The sequence below is a fragment of the Pedobacter sp. SYSU D00535 genome, from assembly GCF_017355855.1.
GTDB lineage: Bacteria > Bacteroidota > Bacteroidia > Sphingobacteriales > Sphingobacteriaceae > Desertivirga.
Window position 1 is genome coordinate 1 of the sequence record NZ_JAFEWD010000011.1, and the last position, 19,825, is coordinate 19,825.

At 45.4% G+C, this 19,825-nt stretch carries 16 protein-coding genes; 4 read left to right on the forward strand and 12 right to left on the reverse strand.

The window, feature by feature from the left end; all coding sequences use genetic code 11:
- From J4N23_RS17120 to J4N23_RS17135, 4 genes are all read right to left on the reverse strand, one after another.
- On the reverse strand, positions 1 to 2,035 hold a 2,035-nt coding region (locus J4N23_RS17120; RefSeq protein ID WP_207429019.1), incomplete at its 3' end, for a DUF5050 domain-containing protein.
- A 416-nt stretch (positions 2,036 to 2,451) separates the two neighbouring features.
- Positions 2,452 to 3,387: a formyltransferase family protein gene (locus J4N23_RS21300; RefSeq protein ID WP_207429021.1), complete on the reverse strand. Its 936-nt coding sequence runs from the start codon at positions 3,385 to 3,387 to the stop codon at positions 2,452 to 2,454.
- 16 nt (positions 3,388 to 3,403) lie between these two features.
- Positions 3,404 to 3,931: a phage tail protein gene (locus J4N23_RS17130; protein ID WP_207429022.1), complete on the reverse strand. Its 528-nt coding sequence runs from the start codon at positions 3,929 to 3,931 to the stop codon at positions 3,404 to 3,406.
- A 158-nt stretch (positions 3,932 to 4,089) separates the two neighbouring features.
- Complete coding sequence (locus J4N23_RS17135; RefSeq protein ID WP_207429023.1) at positions 4,090 to 4,542, reverse strand: hypothetical protein; 453 nt, start codon at positions 4,540 to 4,542, stop codon at positions 4,090 to 4,092.
- A gap of 141 nt (positions 4,543 to 4,683) precedes the next feature.
- Here J4N23_RS17135 and J4N23_RS17140 point away from each other — a divergent pair, with 141 nt between their 5' ends.
- The gene (locus tag J4N23_RS17140; RefSeq protein ID WP_207429024.1) at positions 4,684 to 5,424 is read left to right on the forward strand and encodes a TauD/TfdA family dioxygenase; all 741 of its coding nucleotides are present in this window, start codon (positions 4,684 to 4,686) and stop codon (positions 5,422 to 5,424) included.
- A 40-nt stretch (positions 5,425 to 5,464) separates the two neighbouring features.
- Here J4N23_RS17140 and J4N23_RS17145 read toward each other — a convergent pair whose 3' ends face one another.
- Positions 5,465 to 7,462, reverse strand: coding sequence for a tetratricopeptide repeat protein (locus tag J4N23_RS17145; RefSeq protein ID WP_207429025.1), 1,998 nt, complete (start codon positions 7,460 to 7,462; stop codon positions 5,465 to 5,467).
- Positions 7,463 to 7,547: 85 nt separating this feature from the next.
- On the opposite strand from J4N23_RS17145, the gene J4N23_RS17150 reads away from it, so the two are divergent.
- On the forward strand, positions 7,548 to 8,294 hold the full coding sequence (locus J4N23_RS17150; protein WP_207429027.1) for a glycosyltransferase family 2 protein: 747 nt from the start codon (positions 7,548 to 7,550) through the stop codon (positions 8,292 to 8,294).
- A 59-nt stretch (positions 8,295 to 8,353) separates the two neighbouring features.
- On the opposite strand, the gene J4N23_RS17155 is transcribed toward J4N23_RS17150, so the two are convergent.
- The 4 genes from J4N23_RS17155 to J4N23_RS17170 form a co-directional block, all read right to left on the reverse strand.
- Positions 8,354 to 9,385: a phytanoyl-CoA dioxygenase family protein gene (locus tag J4N23_RS17155; protein ID WP_242689273.1), complete on the reverse strand. Its 1,032-nt coding sequence runs from the start codon at positions 9,383 to 9,385 to the stop codon at positions 8,354 to 8,356.
- Between the two features lie 15 nt (positions 9,386 to 9,400).
- Complete coding sequence (locus J4N23_RS17160) at positions 9,401 to 9,700, reverse strand: PAAR domain-containing protein (RefSeq protein ID WP_207429029.1); 300 nt, start codon at positions 9,698 to 9,700, stop codon at positions 9,401 to 9,403.
- Positions 9,701 to 9,710: 10 nt separating this feature from the next.
- Positions 9,711 to 11,492, reverse strand: coding sequence for a type VI secretion system tip protein VgrG (gene vgrG / locus J4N23_RS17165; RefSeq protein ID WP_207429030.1), 1,782 nt, complete (start codon positions 11,490 to 11,492; stop codon positions 9,711 to 9,713).
- Between the two features lie 394 nt (positions 11,493 to 11,886).
- Positions 11,887 to 13,194, reverse strand: coding sequence for a hypothetical protein (locus tag J4N23_RS17170; RefSeq protein ID WP_207429031.1), 1,308 nt, complete (start codon positions 13,192 to 13,194; stop codon positions 11,887 to 11,889).
- A gap of 197 nt (positions 13,195 to 13,391) precedes the next feature.
- On the opposite strand from J4N23_RS17170, the gene J4N23_RS17175 reads away from it, so the two are divergent.
- Both J4N23_RS17175 and J4N23_RS17180 read left to right on the forward strand, forming a co-directional pair.
- Positions 13,392 to 13,961 carry a glycoside hydrolase family 108 protein gene (locus J4N23_RS17175; RefSeq protein WP_207429032.1) on the forward strand — a complete coding sequence of 190 codons (570 nt, stop codon included), beginning with the start codon at positions 13,392 to 13,394 and terminating at the stop codon, positions 13,959 to 13,961.
- Positions 13,962 to 13,981: 20 nt separating this feature from the next.
- The gene (locus J4N23_RS17180) at positions 13,982 to 14,908 is read left to right on the forward strand and encodes a hypothetical protein (protein ID WP_207429033.1); all 927 of its coding nucleotides are present in this window, start codon (positions 13,982 to 13,984) and stop codon (positions 14,906 to 14,908) included.
- A gap of 155 nt (positions 14,909 to 15,063) precedes the next feature.
- On the opposite strand, the gene J4N23_RS17185 is transcribed toward J4N23_RS17180, so the two are convergent.
- The 3 genes from J4N23_RS17185 to J4N23_RS17195 all read right to left on the reverse strand — a co-directional run bounded on the left by J4N23_RS17185 (position 15,064) and on the right by J4N23_RS17195 (position 19,670).
- Complete coding sequence (locus J4N23_RS17185; RefSeq protein WP_207429034.1) at positions 15,064 to 16,194, reverse strand: hypothetical protein; 1,131 nt, start codon at positions 16,192 to 16,194, stop codon at positions 15,064 to 15,066.
- Positions 16,195 to 16,684: 490 nt separating this feature from the next.
- A complete protein-coding gene (locus J4N23_RS17190) occupies positions 16,685 to 17,824 on the reverse strand; it encodes a hypothetical protein (protein ID WP_207429036.1) in 1,140 nt (379 codons plus the stop codon).
- Between the two features lie 916 nt (positions 17,825 to 18,740).
- The gene (locus tag J4N23_RS17195) at positions 18,741 to 19,670 is read right to left on the reverse strand and encodes a PorP/SprF family type IX secretion system membrane protein (RefSeq protein ID WP_207429038.1); all 930 of its coding nucleotides are present in this window, start codon (positions 19,668 to 19,670) and stop codon (positions 18,741 to 18,743) included.
- Between the last annotated feature and the right edge of the window lie 155 nt (positions 19,671 to 19,825).

Sequence of the window (19,825 nt, forward strand, 5' to 3'; positions counted from 1 at the left end):
CCGCTACCGTTACTGTACCTGTACAACTATTAGCGTCGGTGATCATTACCGTATAAGTTCCGGCAACAAGACCGGTGCGGTCTTCTGTTGTAGGTCCCGATGGTAGCCAGGTATACGTATACGGGCCCGTTCCGCCAGAGGGCGTTAAGTTGATTGCACCTGTGTTTCCACCGAAACAGCCTACATTCGACACTACCGTGGTTCCTGAGACTGGTGCAGTCGGCTGCGTTACCGTTGCTGTTACTGTTCCCGTCGCACCAAGATTATCTGCAATAACCACCGTATAAGTGCCAGCTGCAAGGCCCGTTCTGTCTTCCGTGGTGATCCCGTTTCCCCAATCGTAAATATAGGGACCTGTTCCTCCAGAGGGTGTTAAATCGATTACACCGGTTGAACCTCCAAAACAAGCAACGTTTGTTACTACTGTAGTTCCTGAAACTGCAACCGGTTGGGTTACAGCTGCAGTGAGAGTTGCCTGGCAACCGTTATTATCGGTAATTACTACTGTATAGTTTCCCGCTGCAAGACCAGTTCGATCCTGGGTGGTGATTCCGCCTCCCCAATTGTAAGTATAGGGCGGCGTTCCTCCGCTTGGAGTTAAATCTACTGATCCGTCAGATCCCCCGGCTGTAGAGACGTTTGTGATTACGGTGCTTCCTGCAAGAGGTGCAGAAGGCTGGGTAATGTTAAAGGTTCGCGTAGCAGTACATCCATTATTATCAGTTATAGTTACCGTATAGGTCCCAGCGGGCCGGCCAGTAGCCGTCGCGAATGTTCCTCCCGAAGGAGCCCAAGAATAGGTATAGGGAGCGGTGCCTCCACTAACGCTCACCGCGGCTGCGCCGTTGGAGCCTCCAAAGCAGGAAACATTGGATTGAGCTGTCGATATAGAAAACGCTGAAGGCTGTGTAATGGCAACAGTTGCTGTAGCCGTTGCACTTGCCGCATCGGTTACTGTCACGGTATAGGTACCAGCTGCCCTCCCTGTTGTTGTTGCTGCTGTTCCCCCTGCTGGAGACCAAGAATAGGTATATGGAGTAGTTCCGCCTGAAGCGGTAACTGCGGCAGAACCATTAGATCCGCCGTTGCAGGAAACGTTGGTAGATGAAGAAATAGTTGCTGTGAGCGGTACCGAAGTAGCATTATTCATTGCTACTCCCGTATATTGTGTCCCGGCCGCGGTGTACGCCGCGCCAACAGTTACTGGATTAGAGCCGTCTATATTAAGACGTACGACACCTTTCGATCCTGTACCTGTCCCATCAGCTACATAGATATAGCCTGTAGTTTCATCTACTGCAAATGCCTGTGGCTGCAAAAAATTCGTTGCTCCTGATGCAAGGATTACCGGGGACGATCCATCCAGATTTGCTCGGACAACCTGATCATTACTTGCAGACGTCCCTTGCGTCAGATAGTAAAGTTTTCCTCCCGAAACAGCCACCCCAATATATTGTGATCCTGCGACCGTGATAGGGGTAACAATCGAAGTAGCAGCGCTGCCATCCATGTTAAAGCGAACTATTCCCTTTGATCCTGTTCCAGTACCATCTGCTACAAAAATATAAGTACCATTAGTGGCTATTGCCATAGGTTGGAAAAAATTGGTGGCACCTGAGGCTAAAACTTCTGGGTTGGAACCGTCTAAGTTCGCCCGAACGAGCTGATCGTTTGCTGCTGTGCTACTCTGAACAATAAAATAAAGCTTATTGCCATAAGTGGTTACTCCTGAGTATTGGGTTCCCGTTGAAAGAGGTAAGGCAACAACAGTTCGACTTCCTCCATTAAGGTCAAACCTCACGATTCCAGCACTACCAGTACTGGTTGCGTCAGCAACATATACAAAACCATTCAATTTATCAACTGCTATACGAAATGGCTGAGCAAAGTTACCTGCATCAGAAGCAAGCACTTCCGGACTACTTCCATCCAGATTTGCTCTAACTAGTTGATCACTGACAGCCGTGCTACTTTGCTGTATCCAATAAACCTTAGTTGCTGCTACCTGGGCATTTACTGCTATACATGATAGCATAATAAGAGCCGGGACAAGCAATATCTTTGCTGACCCGACCTTGAAAAGGCTTCGTCTTAGAAGGTTAAAAAGAATTATTCTTAAATACCTAGTGTAAAAATATGCCATATAAAAGTATTTGCGATTCTGTATATTTAGAGGTGACGGTGTTATTAAAATTCCTATAAAGCACTATTCTGTAAGGTGTTAGGCCCCCCTTTTTTTGGATTTCAAAAAGGTTCGCTAAAAAGCTGTCAATCCTAAAGACGGCAAAGAAAAAAAATTAAATTCTAATTAACAACTTTTACTTGATCCAAAATCCTTAAAGTCAGCTCCTTCTACGGAAGTAGAAGCGTTCTGTTTCATTTTACATTTAAATAACTTCAGGAGGCATTAGCAAGACTGTGGAAGTCAGATGTTAAAGGGTAGGTTATAAATTATTTGGCAAAGAAATTTTGGAACTTTTGTCCGCTCTGAAACCCATAGGCAGTGGCAAACCGGGCAGGAATGACCCCGTAATTTAATTTAAGATAATGGACTTCAATACTCTCCCCAGCTCTGCATGCAACATACAGGCGACTGTTTTCCAACAGACATGTTCCCACCGGCCGATTCATCTTTGTGGAACTAGCGGAAACGTCAATCAACTTTACTTCAGAATAATTGAACAAGGTACTTGCTCCACTATTCCAGGAATTACATGCCTTAACTAAGTCAATAATCTCGCCGGCATTCATTTTATTCCAATCTATCACTACGTCTTCCAGCTTTGGAGTGGAATAATAAGCCGCCAATGAATCGTCCCGCTCGTGTTCCTCAAGTGTTCTTTTAGATTCAATGGTATTCAAAATATCAAACACCCCTTTTACCATCAATTGTGAGAATACTAAATTAACATAGTCATACGAACAAAAAGGCTGGTTAGGAATACTGGACTTCCAGACCACCCCACCCTGATCAATATCTCGAGTCAAGCGGTGAATACTTAGGCCCAGTTCACTCAAACCCTTTTTCAATTGCCAAAATACGGGAGAAGGACCTCTAAATTCCGGCAAAGGACCAAAGTGGATATTAAAACTTCCATGAGTAACCCCGGTTAAGCTATCCGTATCAATTTTACTACTATAGCCGGCACAAAAAATAATCTCGAGCCCTAAATCTCGGACCCATGCGTAAAGGTCGTCTTTTGCTGTTTCTATTTGGACGGGAACTGCGAGAGAACTGCAAATTTCTTTTATTTGCGCGGAATTCATGTTCGGGTCTTTTGAAGAGCCCAGGTAGAGAGAAACCCCTGTTCTAAACCTCGATTTTGCGAGTTCCAGAATCAGGGGCATGAATATTTGCGATGAATTAGATATTATTCCTATTCTCACCGGTTTTTCTTAACCATTAATCTCGGGGTGGAAAAATACCTTCTAATGCAATAATAAAAGTTACGCATTGATAAGGTTGCATATTGGCATGAGGCTGAGAGCCTCCCGAAGCAGAAACAGTTGCCACATTCATAGTTGTATTGGGAGTGGTGGCAAAGGCATTGATCGGATTTCCTCCAGGATCTATGGACGAGGCGATGTAATTACCCTCCGGACTAGGACTAGCCCCCTCTACACTACTAGCAGAAATCAAGTGATTATGAGCAGGCATTTGTGAGTTTAGAAGAGTAACAGTTTCAGTTCCTGCCGTTTCACCTAATAAACGATTAGTAAGGCCTGCTCCCTGTCCCCAATGCATAGGCACCCTTCCCATCAAATTTGGAAGAGCAAAAGTAGTTTGCCCGTTTCCGCCATACGTAACTCCCAAAATAGAAAATAAAGCTGTATTCTGAGCAATTGATAGAAGTTGACCATTACATAACGCCCATCCTCTTGGAGCAAAATTGCCCCCGAACATTTTAATTTCGCCGATATACGGTTCCATGTAGTTAAAGTTTAGTATATAAAAATTTGATTATTTAGTCTGGTTTAAGTCGGCAATCTAGAAAGTTTTAACTTACTAACAAAATGTCATTCAAAAATCTACCCAGATCACATTTTATCCTACAAAAGGAATATGACTTTTTACTCTTACGGAAATTTTTAGTCGCGGGTTACTATTTTATGGCTTTCGCATACTTCCAGAAACAACTTTCGTTTTGATTCTAATCCCCCTATTAATCCTACGTGGGTAGCTTCTACTTGACTGAGTTCATCGCTCAGGGAATTTAAGGTACAGCTATCTCTTTTTATTTCAGCGATTGCCAGTTCCTTTTCCAACTGTCCTTTCTTGTAATCTAAGATATAAATCTGGGTAACAAGGTGATCCATCTCATGCCTAAGTTGAGTCAGCTGCGGCATGTTCAGCAATTCAGAAACCTGCTTACAGAGGTTTTTAAAGTTATTGTTGGCCATTGTATGGGCACAGCCGATGCGAAAGTTTCTATCTTCTTTCCTGCAAAAGCCGAGCCTGGGGAAGATGACATTTTGGTCCTCGAGTCGATCTAAATCAACCTCGTTTTTTTGTACTTTTTCATGCTTTAATTTGCACGACATCGTAGTATATCTTTTGTATTCTTGTAAAAGTTGATGAAGAAGGTCCGTACATATTAGCATTCTTCAATTATAAAATAAATCTCTTTTTGTTGACACATGAAATATAAAGAAATAATCGGAAAGCAAACAACCTGATCAACAATGATACCTTATGTTAATTTTAATACCCAAGAGCAGGAAAATGAAGTTTTAGAAGTAATTCGGAAACACCTAAGCAATGACGGCGCCGGATCCTGCATAGTTAAAAATCGAGCAGTTCAAGCAGAATCGTTTATGCTCTTTCTTCACCTCAAACTTGCGCAATCGTTCACATTCTCCAGGGTAGGTACAGAAAAGGTGCCGTTTGATTTAGTATCAGACAGGGGAGCAGATGATCACGGGACAAAAGGAACTATCATTTCGGCAACAAATCAGGCCTTCCCTCTCCACACGGATTGTTCCTATTTAGACAAACCGGCTGAAGTAGTGTCTCTTTACTGCCTGGAAAACTCCTGCAGTGGCGGAGAAAGTTTGCTTTTGAATATAAATGACCTGATTCCTACTCTAAATAACGACTACTTAGGCTTTCTTAAGTCGCAAAAGTTCAGAGTGCACTCAAAGGAGTTTCCAATTCTCGAAGAGACAGACAACCACTTCAGCATAAGATTCTCGGAACACGAAATTATGGAGAGCTATAAGGAGGACGATTACGAGTTGGTAAAAAGAGAATTGGAACAATTCCTGAGGTTACTAAGCTCCAGTCCCCTCGTTCAAAAAGTAAAGCTCGAGAAGAACGACTGCCTGCTGGTAAACAATAGAACTTGCCTGCATGGAAGAAATGCCTTTGAAGCAAATAGTGACAGAATATTTTTAAGATCGAGGCAATATTGGCGAAAATCTTAAACGCAGAAATCCGATCCAACTTCGTTTCACGCTGATGAATTTAATTACCTCCCATTCTAAGATTATAGTCTGCCGCATTAAGTCCGTTTCTGGCATCCTGCAGGGAGGGATTGATCTCAAGCGCTTTGACGAATGCATCTTTAGCCTTTTTCATATCTCCGTTCATATAATAGGCCCCACCCAGGTTATTCCAGATGATCGCATTTTGTGGATCAAGAACGCTTGCTGGTTCAATCATTCGAACTGCGTTCTCAAAATCTTTCTTCGCACCGTATTCCATGCCCCGACTCAGTAGAGTTGCTGCGTGTTTAACCAGATGGGGGTTACGACCTGCGTATAATAGTTTCACTGCCTTCCAGTCTACAAGCGCCTTTTCCAGATTATCCAAATAGAAATAACACAGGGCCCGGTTGATACGTGCATTGATGAAATCCGGGTGTATTTCTATCGCTTTGTTGAAAAAGGCAAGGCTTTTCGTAATGTAAGGACCGAACAACTTTTTGTCACTTTCAGAAAGCGTTGCTTTGTTCCCTACCAGATTATGCCCCTTATTGAACAAGTGGGTTCCCGCATTGTTATTTAGCATCGTGCTATTGGGATTAGTGATCACATCGTGAGTAAACAGCGTGAAATCATTTTTCCAATCCGCGTTACGGCTAATAGTCTTATAGGCGAAGGCAACCAAAATGGGCAGTAGCAGTAAGAATGGAACAAAAGAAGAAACAGCCCTCTCGCCGAAAAAGGACTGTGACCTTAATAGCAACCAGGCCAGGAGGATGCAAAATCCGACTGAGGAGTGAAAAATAAGCCTTTCCCCCATAGTTGCCCCAATGTCGAAAAATAGATTGTTTATTAACACAAAAAAAACAAAAAACCAGACCAGAGGTAACGCCAGCAAGTTTCGGCGAAATACAAGAACAATTGTGACTATTGCCAAAGTCACCCATACTGCAAGTGACATCCACACCTTGGCATCTGAAAAACTCCGGTAAGGAAAAGTGCTGTAAGAGTAATCGGAGGACAACTTGAACGGATAGAACAAAACTCTTAAATATTCTATCCACGTCGCTATAATTGAAGCAGCTTTTTGCTGCACTGTAGCGTACAAATACGGATCGTTCAGCACCTCAGTAGTTGGAGCAACAGGACTTTTGGTAATGGAATACCTGATTAAAAAAAACACGGCCGTTGCAGCAAAAAGAAATAAAAACCAGTTTTTTCCCAGGAATGAAAACACCGCTTTCTCCTTTTGTTGCAATAGGTAGATCAGCGGAATAATCGCCATCAAGGTAAACGCGTACTCTTTTGAAAGAAATGCCAGGAGATAAAACAATAATCCGTATATCAGGTATCGGGTTCTTGCAGAATCCCTAAAATACTTTACGAAACAGCAACAGCTAGCAAGAATGAAAGCCAATGAGAAAATTTCGTCCCGACTTTTTACATTAGCCACAACCTCTGTGTGAACCGGATGAAAAACAAACAACAAGGTTGCGATTAAGGGTAAATAGCGGATATGTCCAAACGTTAGCCGCAGAAACCAGAATAGGCACAAGCAACAGATAGCGTGATAAACGATTTGACAAGCATGCCTTATGCCTGCTATTTCAAGCGCATTCTTTTCTAGTTGATTATTCAATGATTTCAAGCGATCCGCTTCCTCCTGAACTTCAGCACTGCTCCCTCCCCAGCTTTCTAAATGTTGCAGCCTTTCTTTGCTCTGCATAAAATCCTCGCCGATCGTCTGCCCAAAAATCGATTGTTCAATAGCAAAGGAAGCAATAGAAAGCGGACGATATCGACCGCCAACAAGATTTAGCTGATCCACTCCCATGTAGTTGAAATAGCTCTTGTAGGCATCCTGAGAAAAAATTTCGGGCAAGCCACGAATGCCTTTGTGCACCAGAATATTTTTATTCAATACCATTTCGTCGTCAAGAGCGTACTCGTGGCTTATCGTGTTAATATTCAGGAGCAAACAACTTAAAACAACAACGAGCGGCTGCAACCACTTCTTCTGCAGAATATCCTTAAACATGGCTCTAAAAATCGATTGAAATTAATGAAATTGGAGAAAGCGAGAATCTTTTTCTTAAAAATTCCCTTTTCTATATATTAGAGCAATGATTAATAACAAGAAAGTGGTGGTGGTCATGCCAGCCTACAATGCTGCTAAAACCCTTTCAAAAACCTTCGCTGATATTCCTTTTGGCTTCATTGACGACATTATTCTGGTAGACGATTTCAGTTCAGATAATACTCAGATTATAGCACAAGAACTTGGAATAAAACACGTAATCCGCTTTGATAGCAATAAAGGTTACGGCGCAAACCAAAAAGCCTGTTACGATAAAGCCCTTGACCTGAATGCTGATATCATCATCATGATCCACGCAGATTATCAGTACGACCCTCGGCTAATACCTGCGATGTGCAGCATGATTGCCTATGGCTTGTACCCGGTTGTACTGGGGACACGAATTCTGGGTAAAGGAGCATTAAAAGGAGGAATGCCTATTTATAAATATTTTGCCAACCGCCTGCTAACGCTTTTCCAAAACATTGTGCTTAACGAAAAGCTAAGCGAATATCATACCGGACTCAGAGCCTACAGTGCAAGTGTGTTAAGCGCTATTCCCTACAAAAACAACAGTGATAACTTTGTCTTCGACAATGAAATGCTTGCTCAGATCATTATGCAGGATCATGCTATTGGAGAGGTTAGCTGTCCCACCCGCTATTTTGCCGAGGCGTCGAGTATTTCATTAGGGAAGAGTGTTATTTATGGCTTTGGTGTACTTCGTGTAACTCTACAGTTCAGACTCCACAGGTGGGGAATCTTTCACTTTAACCTTTTCCGTCAAGGATAGAATACGAACCTTCTCCGCAAGAAGTCTATAGGAAAATCGACTGACATTAGACGCTACATCTACCGCCATCTCTCCTGGCAACCATCGTCAATAGCCTTGTAATTCAAATACTGAACAAAGCGGGGGAAAGTATGGGTATTAGGACTGGCTCCATGCGGCAAAGCATGATGCCAGACTACGCAATCTCCAGCATTGGCAGCAATAGGTTTCGCCCCCAAAACTTCAAGATTCTGTTGCCTGGGGTCTACCTTTTGGTCAAGAGACCGGATCCACCTGTCGATCTTCTTATGAAATCCCGGAACACAGGTAAATGCTCCCTGGTTCTCAGCAGTATCTGTCAAATACAAAATGCCTTGCAAACCGAAAGGAATTGGTAATTCGAGGCTCACGTCCCAATGAAGTCCTATTCCTCTGTACTTGTAGGATGCAGTCTCCGGCGGATTAAAACCCACCTTATCTACATTCAACCAAAGATTCCGTTTCCCGTAGAGCTGCTGATACACTGCCTTTACCTTGGGCGACTCCCGGTTTTTCTGTAGCACCGGATGCTGAAAAAGCTGCACCATGATTCCCTGCAGGGCCTCGTGGGATTGGTACCAGGTAGCAGGATCGTCCATACTGATTCCCAGAAACTCACAGATGACGTCTACGGCCGCCTTTGCATCTTCTTTAGGGACCGCATCTTTGATGATGAGGTAACCGTTTTCGTTCCAAAAATCCCAGTCTTCCTCAGTCATTCGGTAGAAATAGTCATCTCCCTGTTCTTCTTCCTGCTCCCCAAGAATAAAGCTATTGAACAGCCTTACCTTCTCGCTATCTATCGCACCGCCGTTCAGCCCCAGCACCCAGTCTTCAAATTCCTCAAAAGAGGGTCTTTCCTCATAGAGATACTTCGATACCTGATAAATCCCTGCTCCTATCACCGATAAAAGGGTGTTGTCGGTATTCCATTCCTCCGCAAAGGCATTGCTTTCCAGCTTTCGCCCTCCCTTCAAAAGTGTTTTACTCCAATACCTTTTCAGGTGCATCAGGCCGAGTTTTCCGGTTTCCTCCGGATGGGCTACTGCCATAGTCATCATTTGTACACTCATCGCTTAATGCTAAACCTATCCACCAATCATCACATTAAATGCGCCGAGCACAATCTGTCCGCCATGGGCAGTGGTGTCGCCCATGCGTGCTGCGGGCATTCCACCTATCATCACTGTAGAAGAACCGCTGACAATGGCATCCGGAGGACCGACGCATACCAGTGTGTCCCCAACCCGGGCGGCAGGCAAGCCACCGATCAGAACGGTTGGTGCCCCTGGACCCACAATCGGTCCGCCCACATGCGGAATGGGAGGGTTACCGGGACTCTGCATGGGGCAGTGATGAAAATCTGTAATTCTTGCTGCTGGAGGCATAAGTTTTAATTTAATTGATCATTACCATGGCACCTTTCAGCGTTAGCTGCATGCCCCCGCTTACCTGTGCTGTTTGTCCGCCCTGAGCGGAATACTGCATATCTGCCGTTTCTTTAATGTTCATTCCTTTAACATCGACATCTCCGCCCGCTGCCCCAATCTCCACTCCCTGGTCTCCCTTAAGGATGAGTTTCCGGCCGCTGCTGATGCTGATATCTTTCGCACTTGTCAGGGAAATCCCTTCCCCTGACATTACCACCAAGTTCGCATTTTCGTCATGAATACTGATCCTCTTGTCCTTGTCGCTAACGATAATCGTATTTTTCCCTGGCGTTTGCAGCGTAAGAACCTTGTTCTCATCATCAAACTGCATGGAAATTCCCGAGCGGGAAACGAAGGCTTTTAAGGGATTATCATCTTTGGGTGATAGTCCTTCAGCAGGTGCGCACTGAGCGCTGTACAGGCTACCCAGGATAACCGGATAACGCGGGTCTTCGTTAATAAAGCCCAATATGACCTCGTCTCCAATTTCAGGCAGAAAAAATGCACCAGCTCCGCTGCCTGAATAGAAGTTGGCAAGCCGCGCCCATATACCAGCCCCTTGAGGATCCAGTATGGGAACATCGACTAGAATTCGGTATTGTGCATCCGGATCTCCTGCCAGTTGCCTTACTTTTCCGTTAAGCAGTCCTTTTATTCCCGGTATTATACCTGTTGCTGATGGTGCAAGGGCACCGGGCTGTTCACTTAACCACTGTTCGGACAAACCCAGAGACACTTCAGTTAACCAGTTACCCTCAGAAATGGTATGTTCCAGCCCCGAGATAAAGTAGTTGCCATCGAAGCGAGTACCCAGACCAGAGAATGCAATGTAACTCCCTGGTTCCACCCGGGCGTTTCCCTGAAATTTTGCCTGTCCGCGTATTTTCGAATACTCCATTTTGATGATTTGCGCCTTCGACCAATTGCTCAGTTCAGCCGGTGCCAAGGAAGCGGAGGTCCTCAGCTCATGACCGCTCAATCCAAGGATTTCGGAAAGCTCCTTAGTCGGAAGATCTCCGGCACCCGCTAGTTCTGCCCTTGTTCGTTCGCTTATGATCGACTGCGTTTTGAAGTCCCAGGCACTGGCTGTTGCTGCTCCTAGTTGGGATACAGCTTTCAGGTCGGCCTTAAACTCCAGCAGGTTTTCACCGTAAGTAAGATTTAATACAGGAGCCGCAGATGCATCCGGTGGCGCAAGCTTAAGGATACCATCACTTAGCGTAATAATCATCCCGTTCATCTCTGCCAGTGAAAGCACATAATCCCAGTCGCTCAGGTCATACTGAACCTGCAATGGGTTTTGTAGATCTGTGGCAGAAGTGAGGGCGCTTAATCCAGAATAGGAGCTGACGATTGTGGAGATAACTTCCGCAACAGTCTGCATAGAATAGCTACGGCTCTTTTTTCCTGCCCTCATTCGGAAAGCCGGATCGAGGCATTCCACTTCAAGAAAAGGTCCTTGGGAGGAATCAGCACTGATTTTCAGACCGGTAATAATTCCCGTAAAAAGAGAGGTCGTATCCGAGCCATAACCTGCTTCTATGGAAAGTGCTGTGCCGGGGACAAACAGCGGAGATGAACTCGCTGAAAAGGTCCCTGAATCCCCATCCTGTACTACTATTCGGGCCACCGGAATCTCGTTTACCCGTTTCTCTATCCCTACTGATACTATCCCCAGGTTGTCCGGAAGGGGCTGTCCGTTTGTCTTCAGCTTTAGCACTACAGGAGCTCCGATTGTGTTATTCGTCATCAGGTTTTTTTTAAGGTAAGGAATAGGTTTCATACCGCCCGCAGCCTTTTATTCAAGACCGCCGGATGAAATACCAGCAATTCCGGTCGTCAAGTTAAAGCATTTGAGCTATGTTCCCAACTACCTCCGGGAAAAAGCATCTTCCTGGCCCTGCACACCACCTTTCAAACAGGTTCAAGGGCACAACTCCGCTAACACCATCGCCAAGCGTCATGCTGAGCCTGTGGTAGCATAGAGCAGGTTCAATGGCATACCGGCACTGCATCACCTTTCTGCCCGCGACAACAGGCGGCTTGAAAAAGAGTGGTCCGATGACGAATGCGAAACGGCCTGAATCATCGGATCACAAACCAGCGTCATGCTGAGCTAGTCGGGGGGTGTGTTTGACCCACTTTTATATAACAGCCAGTGCCGCGGCCGGTACCCCACTACTGCGATTAAACTTCACGTATAAACTATGCACGTCATTATCTACGTCCCTGAAAAATGTCAGGACCGTGCTGTCGTTTAACGGCACAACACAGGGCTTTCCTTGTAGGGCTGGTGTTTTGAACAGACCGTCGGGTCCACAGGCCAGCGTATGGTAAAACTGGGTTTGGGGCATTTGCGAATTACCTTTAAAGGGCGCAGAGGTGTTTCCGCCTCTTACCAGATTTGCTGCTGAAACCAGGCCGTTTACAAATTCCTCGCCCGCACTTAAGCCGTCGCCCGGCCAGTAACTATGTATCGTAATAGCCACCAGGTTTCCCTGCTGATCGGTGTATTGGATAGTCACATGTCCTTCCCATTCCGATTTACCCCGTTTTAATATCTTGCTTATACACGGATCTCCTGCCGCTGACGGGGCAGTAGTTTGTCCGCCGCTAGTAAGGGTATAAGGTTTCCAACGGCCTGAACCCAGGACGGCATCTTCATATTTGCCCATAGTAGTACCGTCATCCTCCCTCCTTTTATCCCCTTCAAACAGAACTGCCTTAATTTGTCCACTAGTGGTGCGGTATGCCGTATACATACTGTGGTAAGTAGTATAGGCATCCGAAAAGTAGTACGGACAATCGGGCACCGTCATCGGATCGCCGGCAAGAATGTCATTCGATATTTTGGAAGCCTGCCACGGAAAGGACACCATTCCGAAGGCGTCCCATAAGTGATTATCCGTACCACGGTAGAAAATATGGATCTGCCGGGGGGCTGTCATCACATACAAGTCTCCGGCCGCCGGAGCTGCCTGGGGAGCATCGCTACCAGGGCCGGTTATCTGTTTCACGCCCCAAACACCATTTACAGCAAATACATCCCAGATAGAGCCCTGGAAATCGCGATAAAAACAATGGAGATATCCACCAAACTGGATGGGGATCGGATTAGATGCTGCCGGCGGAGCACCTTTAGCACCACCTGGTCCGGTGACTGCTACAAGCGACCATAACAAGCCGGCGTGGACCAGGTCTTGAATGTGATTATTTTCATCGCGGTAGCAACAATGCAGTGCTCCGTTGATCAGGACAGGTCGCACATTACCCAGCGGTCGCGGGGCATGGGGTGTGCTGCTGCCAGGGCCGGTCAGTTGCAGAGGCATCCAGGAATGGAAGCCCTCGATCCAGACAGAAGCTTGAAGATGATGATTCGAGCCTATGGTAAAACATAGGGTTTGATTGCCGTACTGTACAGCAATAGGGTCAGTGATGGATTTATGGTTCATTTAAATTGCAATACCAATTATAACAATTTAATTAAAAGTAAAATAGACCATCAGGATTTTTCAAAAAAAAGCCGCTTCAGGGAAGAGCTTCCGGGCGGAAACCAGGCTTCTTTTGTTTTAAAATCGCAACCACCGGAGTCGCTTTATCGTACTAAGCTTCACTGTCTATTCCTGACAAAAACTTATATTTTATACCGATGGCAAACTTTATCACAGCTTTCCACATCACCATGACAAACGAGGGTGGTTATAGTAACAACCCGAATGATCGCGGCGGCGAAACATACGCAGGTATTGCTTCGAACTTCTGGCCTAAGTGGCCGGGCTGGCCGATAGTACGGCAAATTGTTGCACAGAAACCGGCGAACCTGAATACTGCTCTAAGGACAAACGCACAGCTGCAGACCTTCGTGGAAGATTTTTACAAGAAGAATTTCTGGGATGATCTTTCCCTGGACGCACTCAACCACCAGCAATCTGCCAATCAGCTATTTGATACCTCAGTAAATATGGGTTCGGGTATAGGAGCCAAATTCCTGCAGCAGGCGGTGAATGCTCTAAAGCCGAATACGCTGGTAGTAGACGGGCAGGTAGGAGCCAAAACGATTGCTGCCGCCAATGCCTGTACTGACGAGGCATTATATAACGAGATCTGTGCCCTGCGAAAAGCAAGGTATATGGCCATCATAGCAGCCAATCCTGCGCTGGCGGTTTTTGAAAAAGGCTGGCTGAGCCGAATTACTCCTTTTAATTCCAGTCTTAGCTGATTACATCATACATACTTTTTATGAAAAGATTACTATTCCCGACCCTGCTGGCAGCAGTACTTCTCAGCAGCTGCAATACAGCCGATGGCAGCATCGATTATAACCAGACCCTGGCCTTAATCATCATCATAGTGATCATTGCCCTATTCTTTGTACTCGCCGCGTACTCCAACCTGTTGCGGGATACAGTTAACAACTGCGATGTATTCGAAGCGAATGCAAGAAAAATACAACATAAGCGGGGACTAAAACGGATCAGGAATGAGAATCCATATAGCTTATCGCGGGTACAGCTGGCGGTATGGACAGTTATTATTTCCTGCTCGTATATCTACCTGGAGCTTTGTATGGGAAATTGCAACAGCACCGACATTAACCAGACTGCCCTGGTCCTGATGGGGATCGGCGCCGGCGTAACTGCTGCCGGTTCTATTATGGACAACCGGGAGATCCAGAATGGCACTCCCCGACACCAGAACGCACCTTCTGAAGGCTTCTTTGTGGACCTCCTGTCCGACGATCAGGGAATCAGTATTCACCGTTTCCAAAACGTAGTTTGGACCTTCATTGCCATGGTCATCTATCTGCATAAGGTCTGCAACATTGCTACTGGCTGTGATCTTCCCGAATTGAGTGACACGCTGCTTGCTTTGACGGGAATCAGCGGCGCTACCTACCTGGTATTGAAATCGCAGGAGAATGGCGGGGCAGAAGATGCTAGCGAGCCGGCCAATAACACCGGTCTGAGTACCGGTCCTGCCGCTGCTATTAGTCCGGCAGTTCCCGTACCTCCCACTGTAAATCCGCTCAATTCATCGCCGGTCATTCCGGATACTGCATCTGTCACCGCAAGCACCAGTAGTCCGATTCCGGAGGGGGCTGATCCTGGGGTCGCTGTATCCACTCCTGAAGTTACACCTACGGGGTCTGTAACTCCGGGTAGTTAAAGGTAATCGTTCTGGAGAGCATAACCCCGTATTTCGCTTCGCTCAAGCTGACGGTCTTAACCCAGTGTCATGCCGAGCTTGCCGAAGCATAAATGTGTAGGAGCCGCTGCCAAGTGAAAAATCAGGCCAGCAGGCAAAGCTGCTGGCCCATGATCTTACTTGTCTATGGTTAAAACACCATTAATATTGGAGATAGTCTTCCCGGCAGGAAGGTCAGTAATGTCTAATGTAGACTTTACTGTATCGCCAGAAATATTCTTGCAATTTGCGCTAAGCACTACTTTTATGCCTTCACAGCTTAGGGTATAGGAACCCAGAGGTGCGTAAGAGTTAGAGAACTGAGTTCCCAGGCCATCAAATTGAAGTACCCCATTTTTGTTTTTGATGAGCGCTTTCGTTGACAAGCCGGAAACGTCTAAACTCGAATCCACCTTTTGATTGGTAAGATTCTTACAGCTTGCCTTAAGCGTCACTGCAACATCAGAAGCTGTATATAAATACGAGCCCGCCGGGATAAACTTAGTAGTGGCATCGTTATGCGGAACCGGGCAATCTCCCGCGGAGCAAGTCGAAATCGCTTTCACGATGCTCTCAATCAGCATTTCCGCGCTCATGATAGTCATAGCCACTTGTGCTACAAAAGCGACACCGTCTGTGGCAAACCAGGCGATTAATTGCGCAATGGCAATTGCACCTGTCCTAACCCAGTCAAACCACGACGCCTCGTCTACCCAGGCTTTAAAAATCGCTTTAAAGCCACAAGCCTTATACATACTTCCCGCAATACTGAATAAAGTTTTTGCTCTGTCCCAGGCACCTGTTGCATTACTAAAGTTGCGGAACATGCTTAAAAAATTATTAAGCGGAGCGGCTCCCATTTCGGTCAGTAGCGCCCGTGTCACGTTAGTATTCGCCGTTGCCTTCAATCCCACCAATCCCAGTACAAAAAGACCAACATTTAATAGTGCCGTGCCTATGGAAAGATTGCAGGGCGTAAAAATATCTTTTATAGTAAAGAATTCAATAGCCGCTGCATGTGAGGCCCCGGTAGCAGACAAATGGGCGGCAGCTGCTGCTGCAACGTTAGCTTGGGCGATATTTGCTCCCGATACTTCCCCTACAGTCAACTCGTTGAGTGTTTCGTCATCAGGCTTTGTTCCCTTTACAATGTGATGAACTAGGTCATCATGGTATTCATCAATAGCCTCTGAATGTTCCGGGAACCAATCACTAAGTTGTGCAAGTGCATTCTTTACACTGTCAGTAGTTAAAACTGCTGCTGTCATAAAATTTCTGTGGATTTAGATGATATAAAGATTAATAACTAAGACGATAGTACTTCGAGTAATGACCTTTATTATAGAGTTTTATAGAATTTACTTAGGGAATCCTTTGAACATTTGGGATATTCAAAAATGTTGCAGAAAAAAGCTAAGTCAGCTAAACTAATAAGGTCGATTTTGGCACTCATAAATAAAGTAAAAACGGCAGATGATACGTTATACCGGACAGGAAGGTTGCAATTGTTAGCACTTACTTCCACCAGCTCGTCTTCGCTTCTTACTTCGTATTCCAGATATTCCTCCCCTGCACGCTCAAAGTCCTTCCTCCCCAATGCTGCGTTTGCTGAATTAGCAGAAACTTGCTTAACTTCGATAATACATCTGTTTAAAAACCTGAACTGTCAGATAAGCTATTGGCTACCCGATATTTGGCAATCCACTCCTTCTATAAAGATGGTGGTGTACAATTCTTCTGCTGATCGAATACTTTTTCTCATTCCACTAACGCAAATGCTTGCTGATCATTTCCTATCCATTTGTACAAGTGAATAGTACTCTGTTGTTGTCCGTCTTTATCCTTGCTGCTATGGGATATATAGAATAATCCATCGCCTAAAGGACACAAACCGGTAGCTCCCCACTTGAAATACCAGCCCCTTATGCCTGATGCGGGATCTTTAGGCCCAGTGTTCAGCAGTGAAAGTGTTTTGACTTTTACCTTTTTATTTTCAGAGGGTATGTAGCTCTTTACAGGCTTTCTTTTACCATCAATGACAAAGAGGTCGTAATTTGGAAAATGAGCCTTAGATCCCCGGTATACTGCAGCAAACAAATTTCCTGTGTATGGATCATAAGCCAAATTCTGAATCCCATAACGCGTATTTCCGGTTTTTACGAAATATTTTTCCAAAGGCTTTTTAGGGCCGGAATGGTGTAGCTTATCCTGTGAAAGTTTCTGCGCATACTTCTTCCAATCAGTGACATCATATTTCAAAATCACTTGATGGTCATTATCGCTCCGTGCTGTATCCCCATACACGCCGTAAGCGACATACAGAAACTTTTTAGCAGAATTGGGGTCCCCGATAGCCGGGGCAAAGGCAACTCCGTCTATTCCTGAACAGGCAAAACGATGCGGCCTAACCTTATCGCCATCTTTCACCGTCGCCGCATAATCCCTTACGGCTTCCCTGATATAAACAGTATGTAATACATCTTCTTTTTCTGCATCCATATTTGGACGTACAATACGAGACCCATCGAATATTGCAATGTAAAATCCATCCTCATTCCTCGTTTTAGCTCCTAATTGTCTTGTGATACCTTTCCCAATTGCATCGTTTTTATACTCCAATGAACCGTATATCTTACCGTTATCATCAAAATCCAAATCGCCAAGATGCCCGATAAAACCGGTCACACTACCTATTAATTTACCCGAGAGGTCGGTTTTGATTAACTTATCAGTAAAAGAAAAATAGACACAGGCATTTGCTCTATCCACCACAACGCCTTGCACATGAAAATTACCATGCTTGCCCGAATATATCGAATCAGGAAGGATTACAGTTTGAGATTGAGACCGCAGGGAAAGTGCGCTAAAAATAAGGAGGTACAAAGCAATTTTTTTCATCCTTTTTGTGTTTTGATTAGTGACGTCTTATTTACAAGTTTCTCCCATAACTTTCAAAAGCAACAAAGAAGCGGCGGAACTCAAACAGCCTTTTTGCAGGAATTGTTGGAGCTACCTCTGCTAACTCCTCGTCTTCTACTTTTAGATAAAGAAAGCCCGGAAGCTCTTGAGGACCGGCAACTACCAGGGCTATTGCTCCTTGCGCTACTTTTCTCTTATACCATTGGTCAATTTTGGTATAGTGGCTTCTTTAAAATTAAAAAAGGGCCCGAGAGGTTGATGTCGATGAACGGAAGAAATTGCATTTGAGGTTGGTATTAATTGAGGCTGTTTTTTTGGCTAAGATAAAAAGAATGACCTAAAGCGATAGCTTTCCTGGTGCGATGCTTTCAAGAAGGAGTGATCGGCTTTTTCTCGGATTCGGCGTTGAAGCGTTAAATAAAGAGATTCCGCAACGTCACATTCACGCAGATCACGATACAGTCGGTGGTTAGCTATAATATCATAAATATCCACAAGATGTTCCAGCAGTTCTTCATTTACCCAAACTGCCCGGGCAGCATCAACCATGGCAGTGCCGTAAATGGATATCGGGCTGATATAGATTCCAAATGTCTGTATCTATAAAACTCCCCTCGGTAGCCGAGATCAGAATGCCGGCGGTGAAGGTCCACCGTGTGAATGATTGCATTAACACCACCGCAAACCTCACCCAAAGTCGTTTTTATTCTTTATGTCTGAAATGAGATCACTTGTCTCACCAGCAATACATCTGCTTCAATGATGGAGCCGTTAGCTGATCGCATGTGTATCACGCTTTACCGAGCTTACCAGTCGACCCTGTAAGCCAAAATCAAAAAGCCCCTTACATTTCTGTAAGAGGCTCATTTTTTTAACCACTAAATCTTATCCAGTCTTACTTCTTCAGCTTCGACAGGTTCAGCTTCAGATTCAGCTCAAAGTTACCGTTGGTGTTACCGGCAAGGTCTGCAGTACCTGAAGTGTACATCCCGTGGATACGGATAGCTGGTGTTGCTTTAACGCCCATCCCTACTGACATACTTTGAGTAGTGTGGTATAGCATCAGCACGTTCACCTGCTCTTTAGCCAGGGTGATGTTGGTACCGATATCCATGATGTTATCCAGTCCTCTGATGTCCCGGTAACGGAAGGTAGGTTCCAGTCCCAAGCCGTCTACTGCATTCGGGAAGCTGAACTTATAACTTAGCGAAGCAAAGTAACCGGAACGGTCTACCAGCTGACTACCCTGTGCTTCTTCCTGCTGAAAGAACGACTTTAGGTTAGGAAGGGCAAACTGAGCGGTTAGCCTGTTGCCTACGTACACTGCTCCGAAGTCACCATCTATGAAGGTTTCTCTTTGCTGGAAACGGCTTACGGATAAGTCGCCCTGATCTCCGTCCATCTGGTCGTTCATAATCCGCTCGTACATTAGTCCTAAAGAGACGCCGAAGCTCAGGTGCTGACCTTCGCTGTTGAGTGGAAGGTGGTAAGCATAGCTCGCTGCCACCCGGGTATTTTTGATCAGACCGGCCTCGTCGTTATAGAGGTTTAGTCCTAATCCTGTCTTTTTACCGGAACCATACACTGCCGTGATCGACTGTGTTTTGGGCGCTCCTGGTAATACGCTCCATTGTTGTCTTGCTGCCAGATCTAGTTGTACGCCCTGCTCTGTTCCTGCCATTGCAGGGTTGAGGATATAGGGGTTCTGGTAGTAAGTGGCGCCCAAAGGGTTAAGTTGAGCTTGTGCTTCGTTTGCTGTTAAGGCAGTGATCAGGAGCAGGGAGAGGCTCCCCGCTTTGCTGATGATATTTTTTAATGTTTTCATTCTTGTATTTGCTTATTGCCTCCTCCGGCTACGCCACCTCCTCCAGAGGAGGACAGCCAGATCAGCTTTTGTGCTTATTCTCCTCTTAGTCCCTCACGATCGTGATAGTCCTGGTAAAGTGTCTGACACCTTGGAGGTGTCTGACACTTAAACTC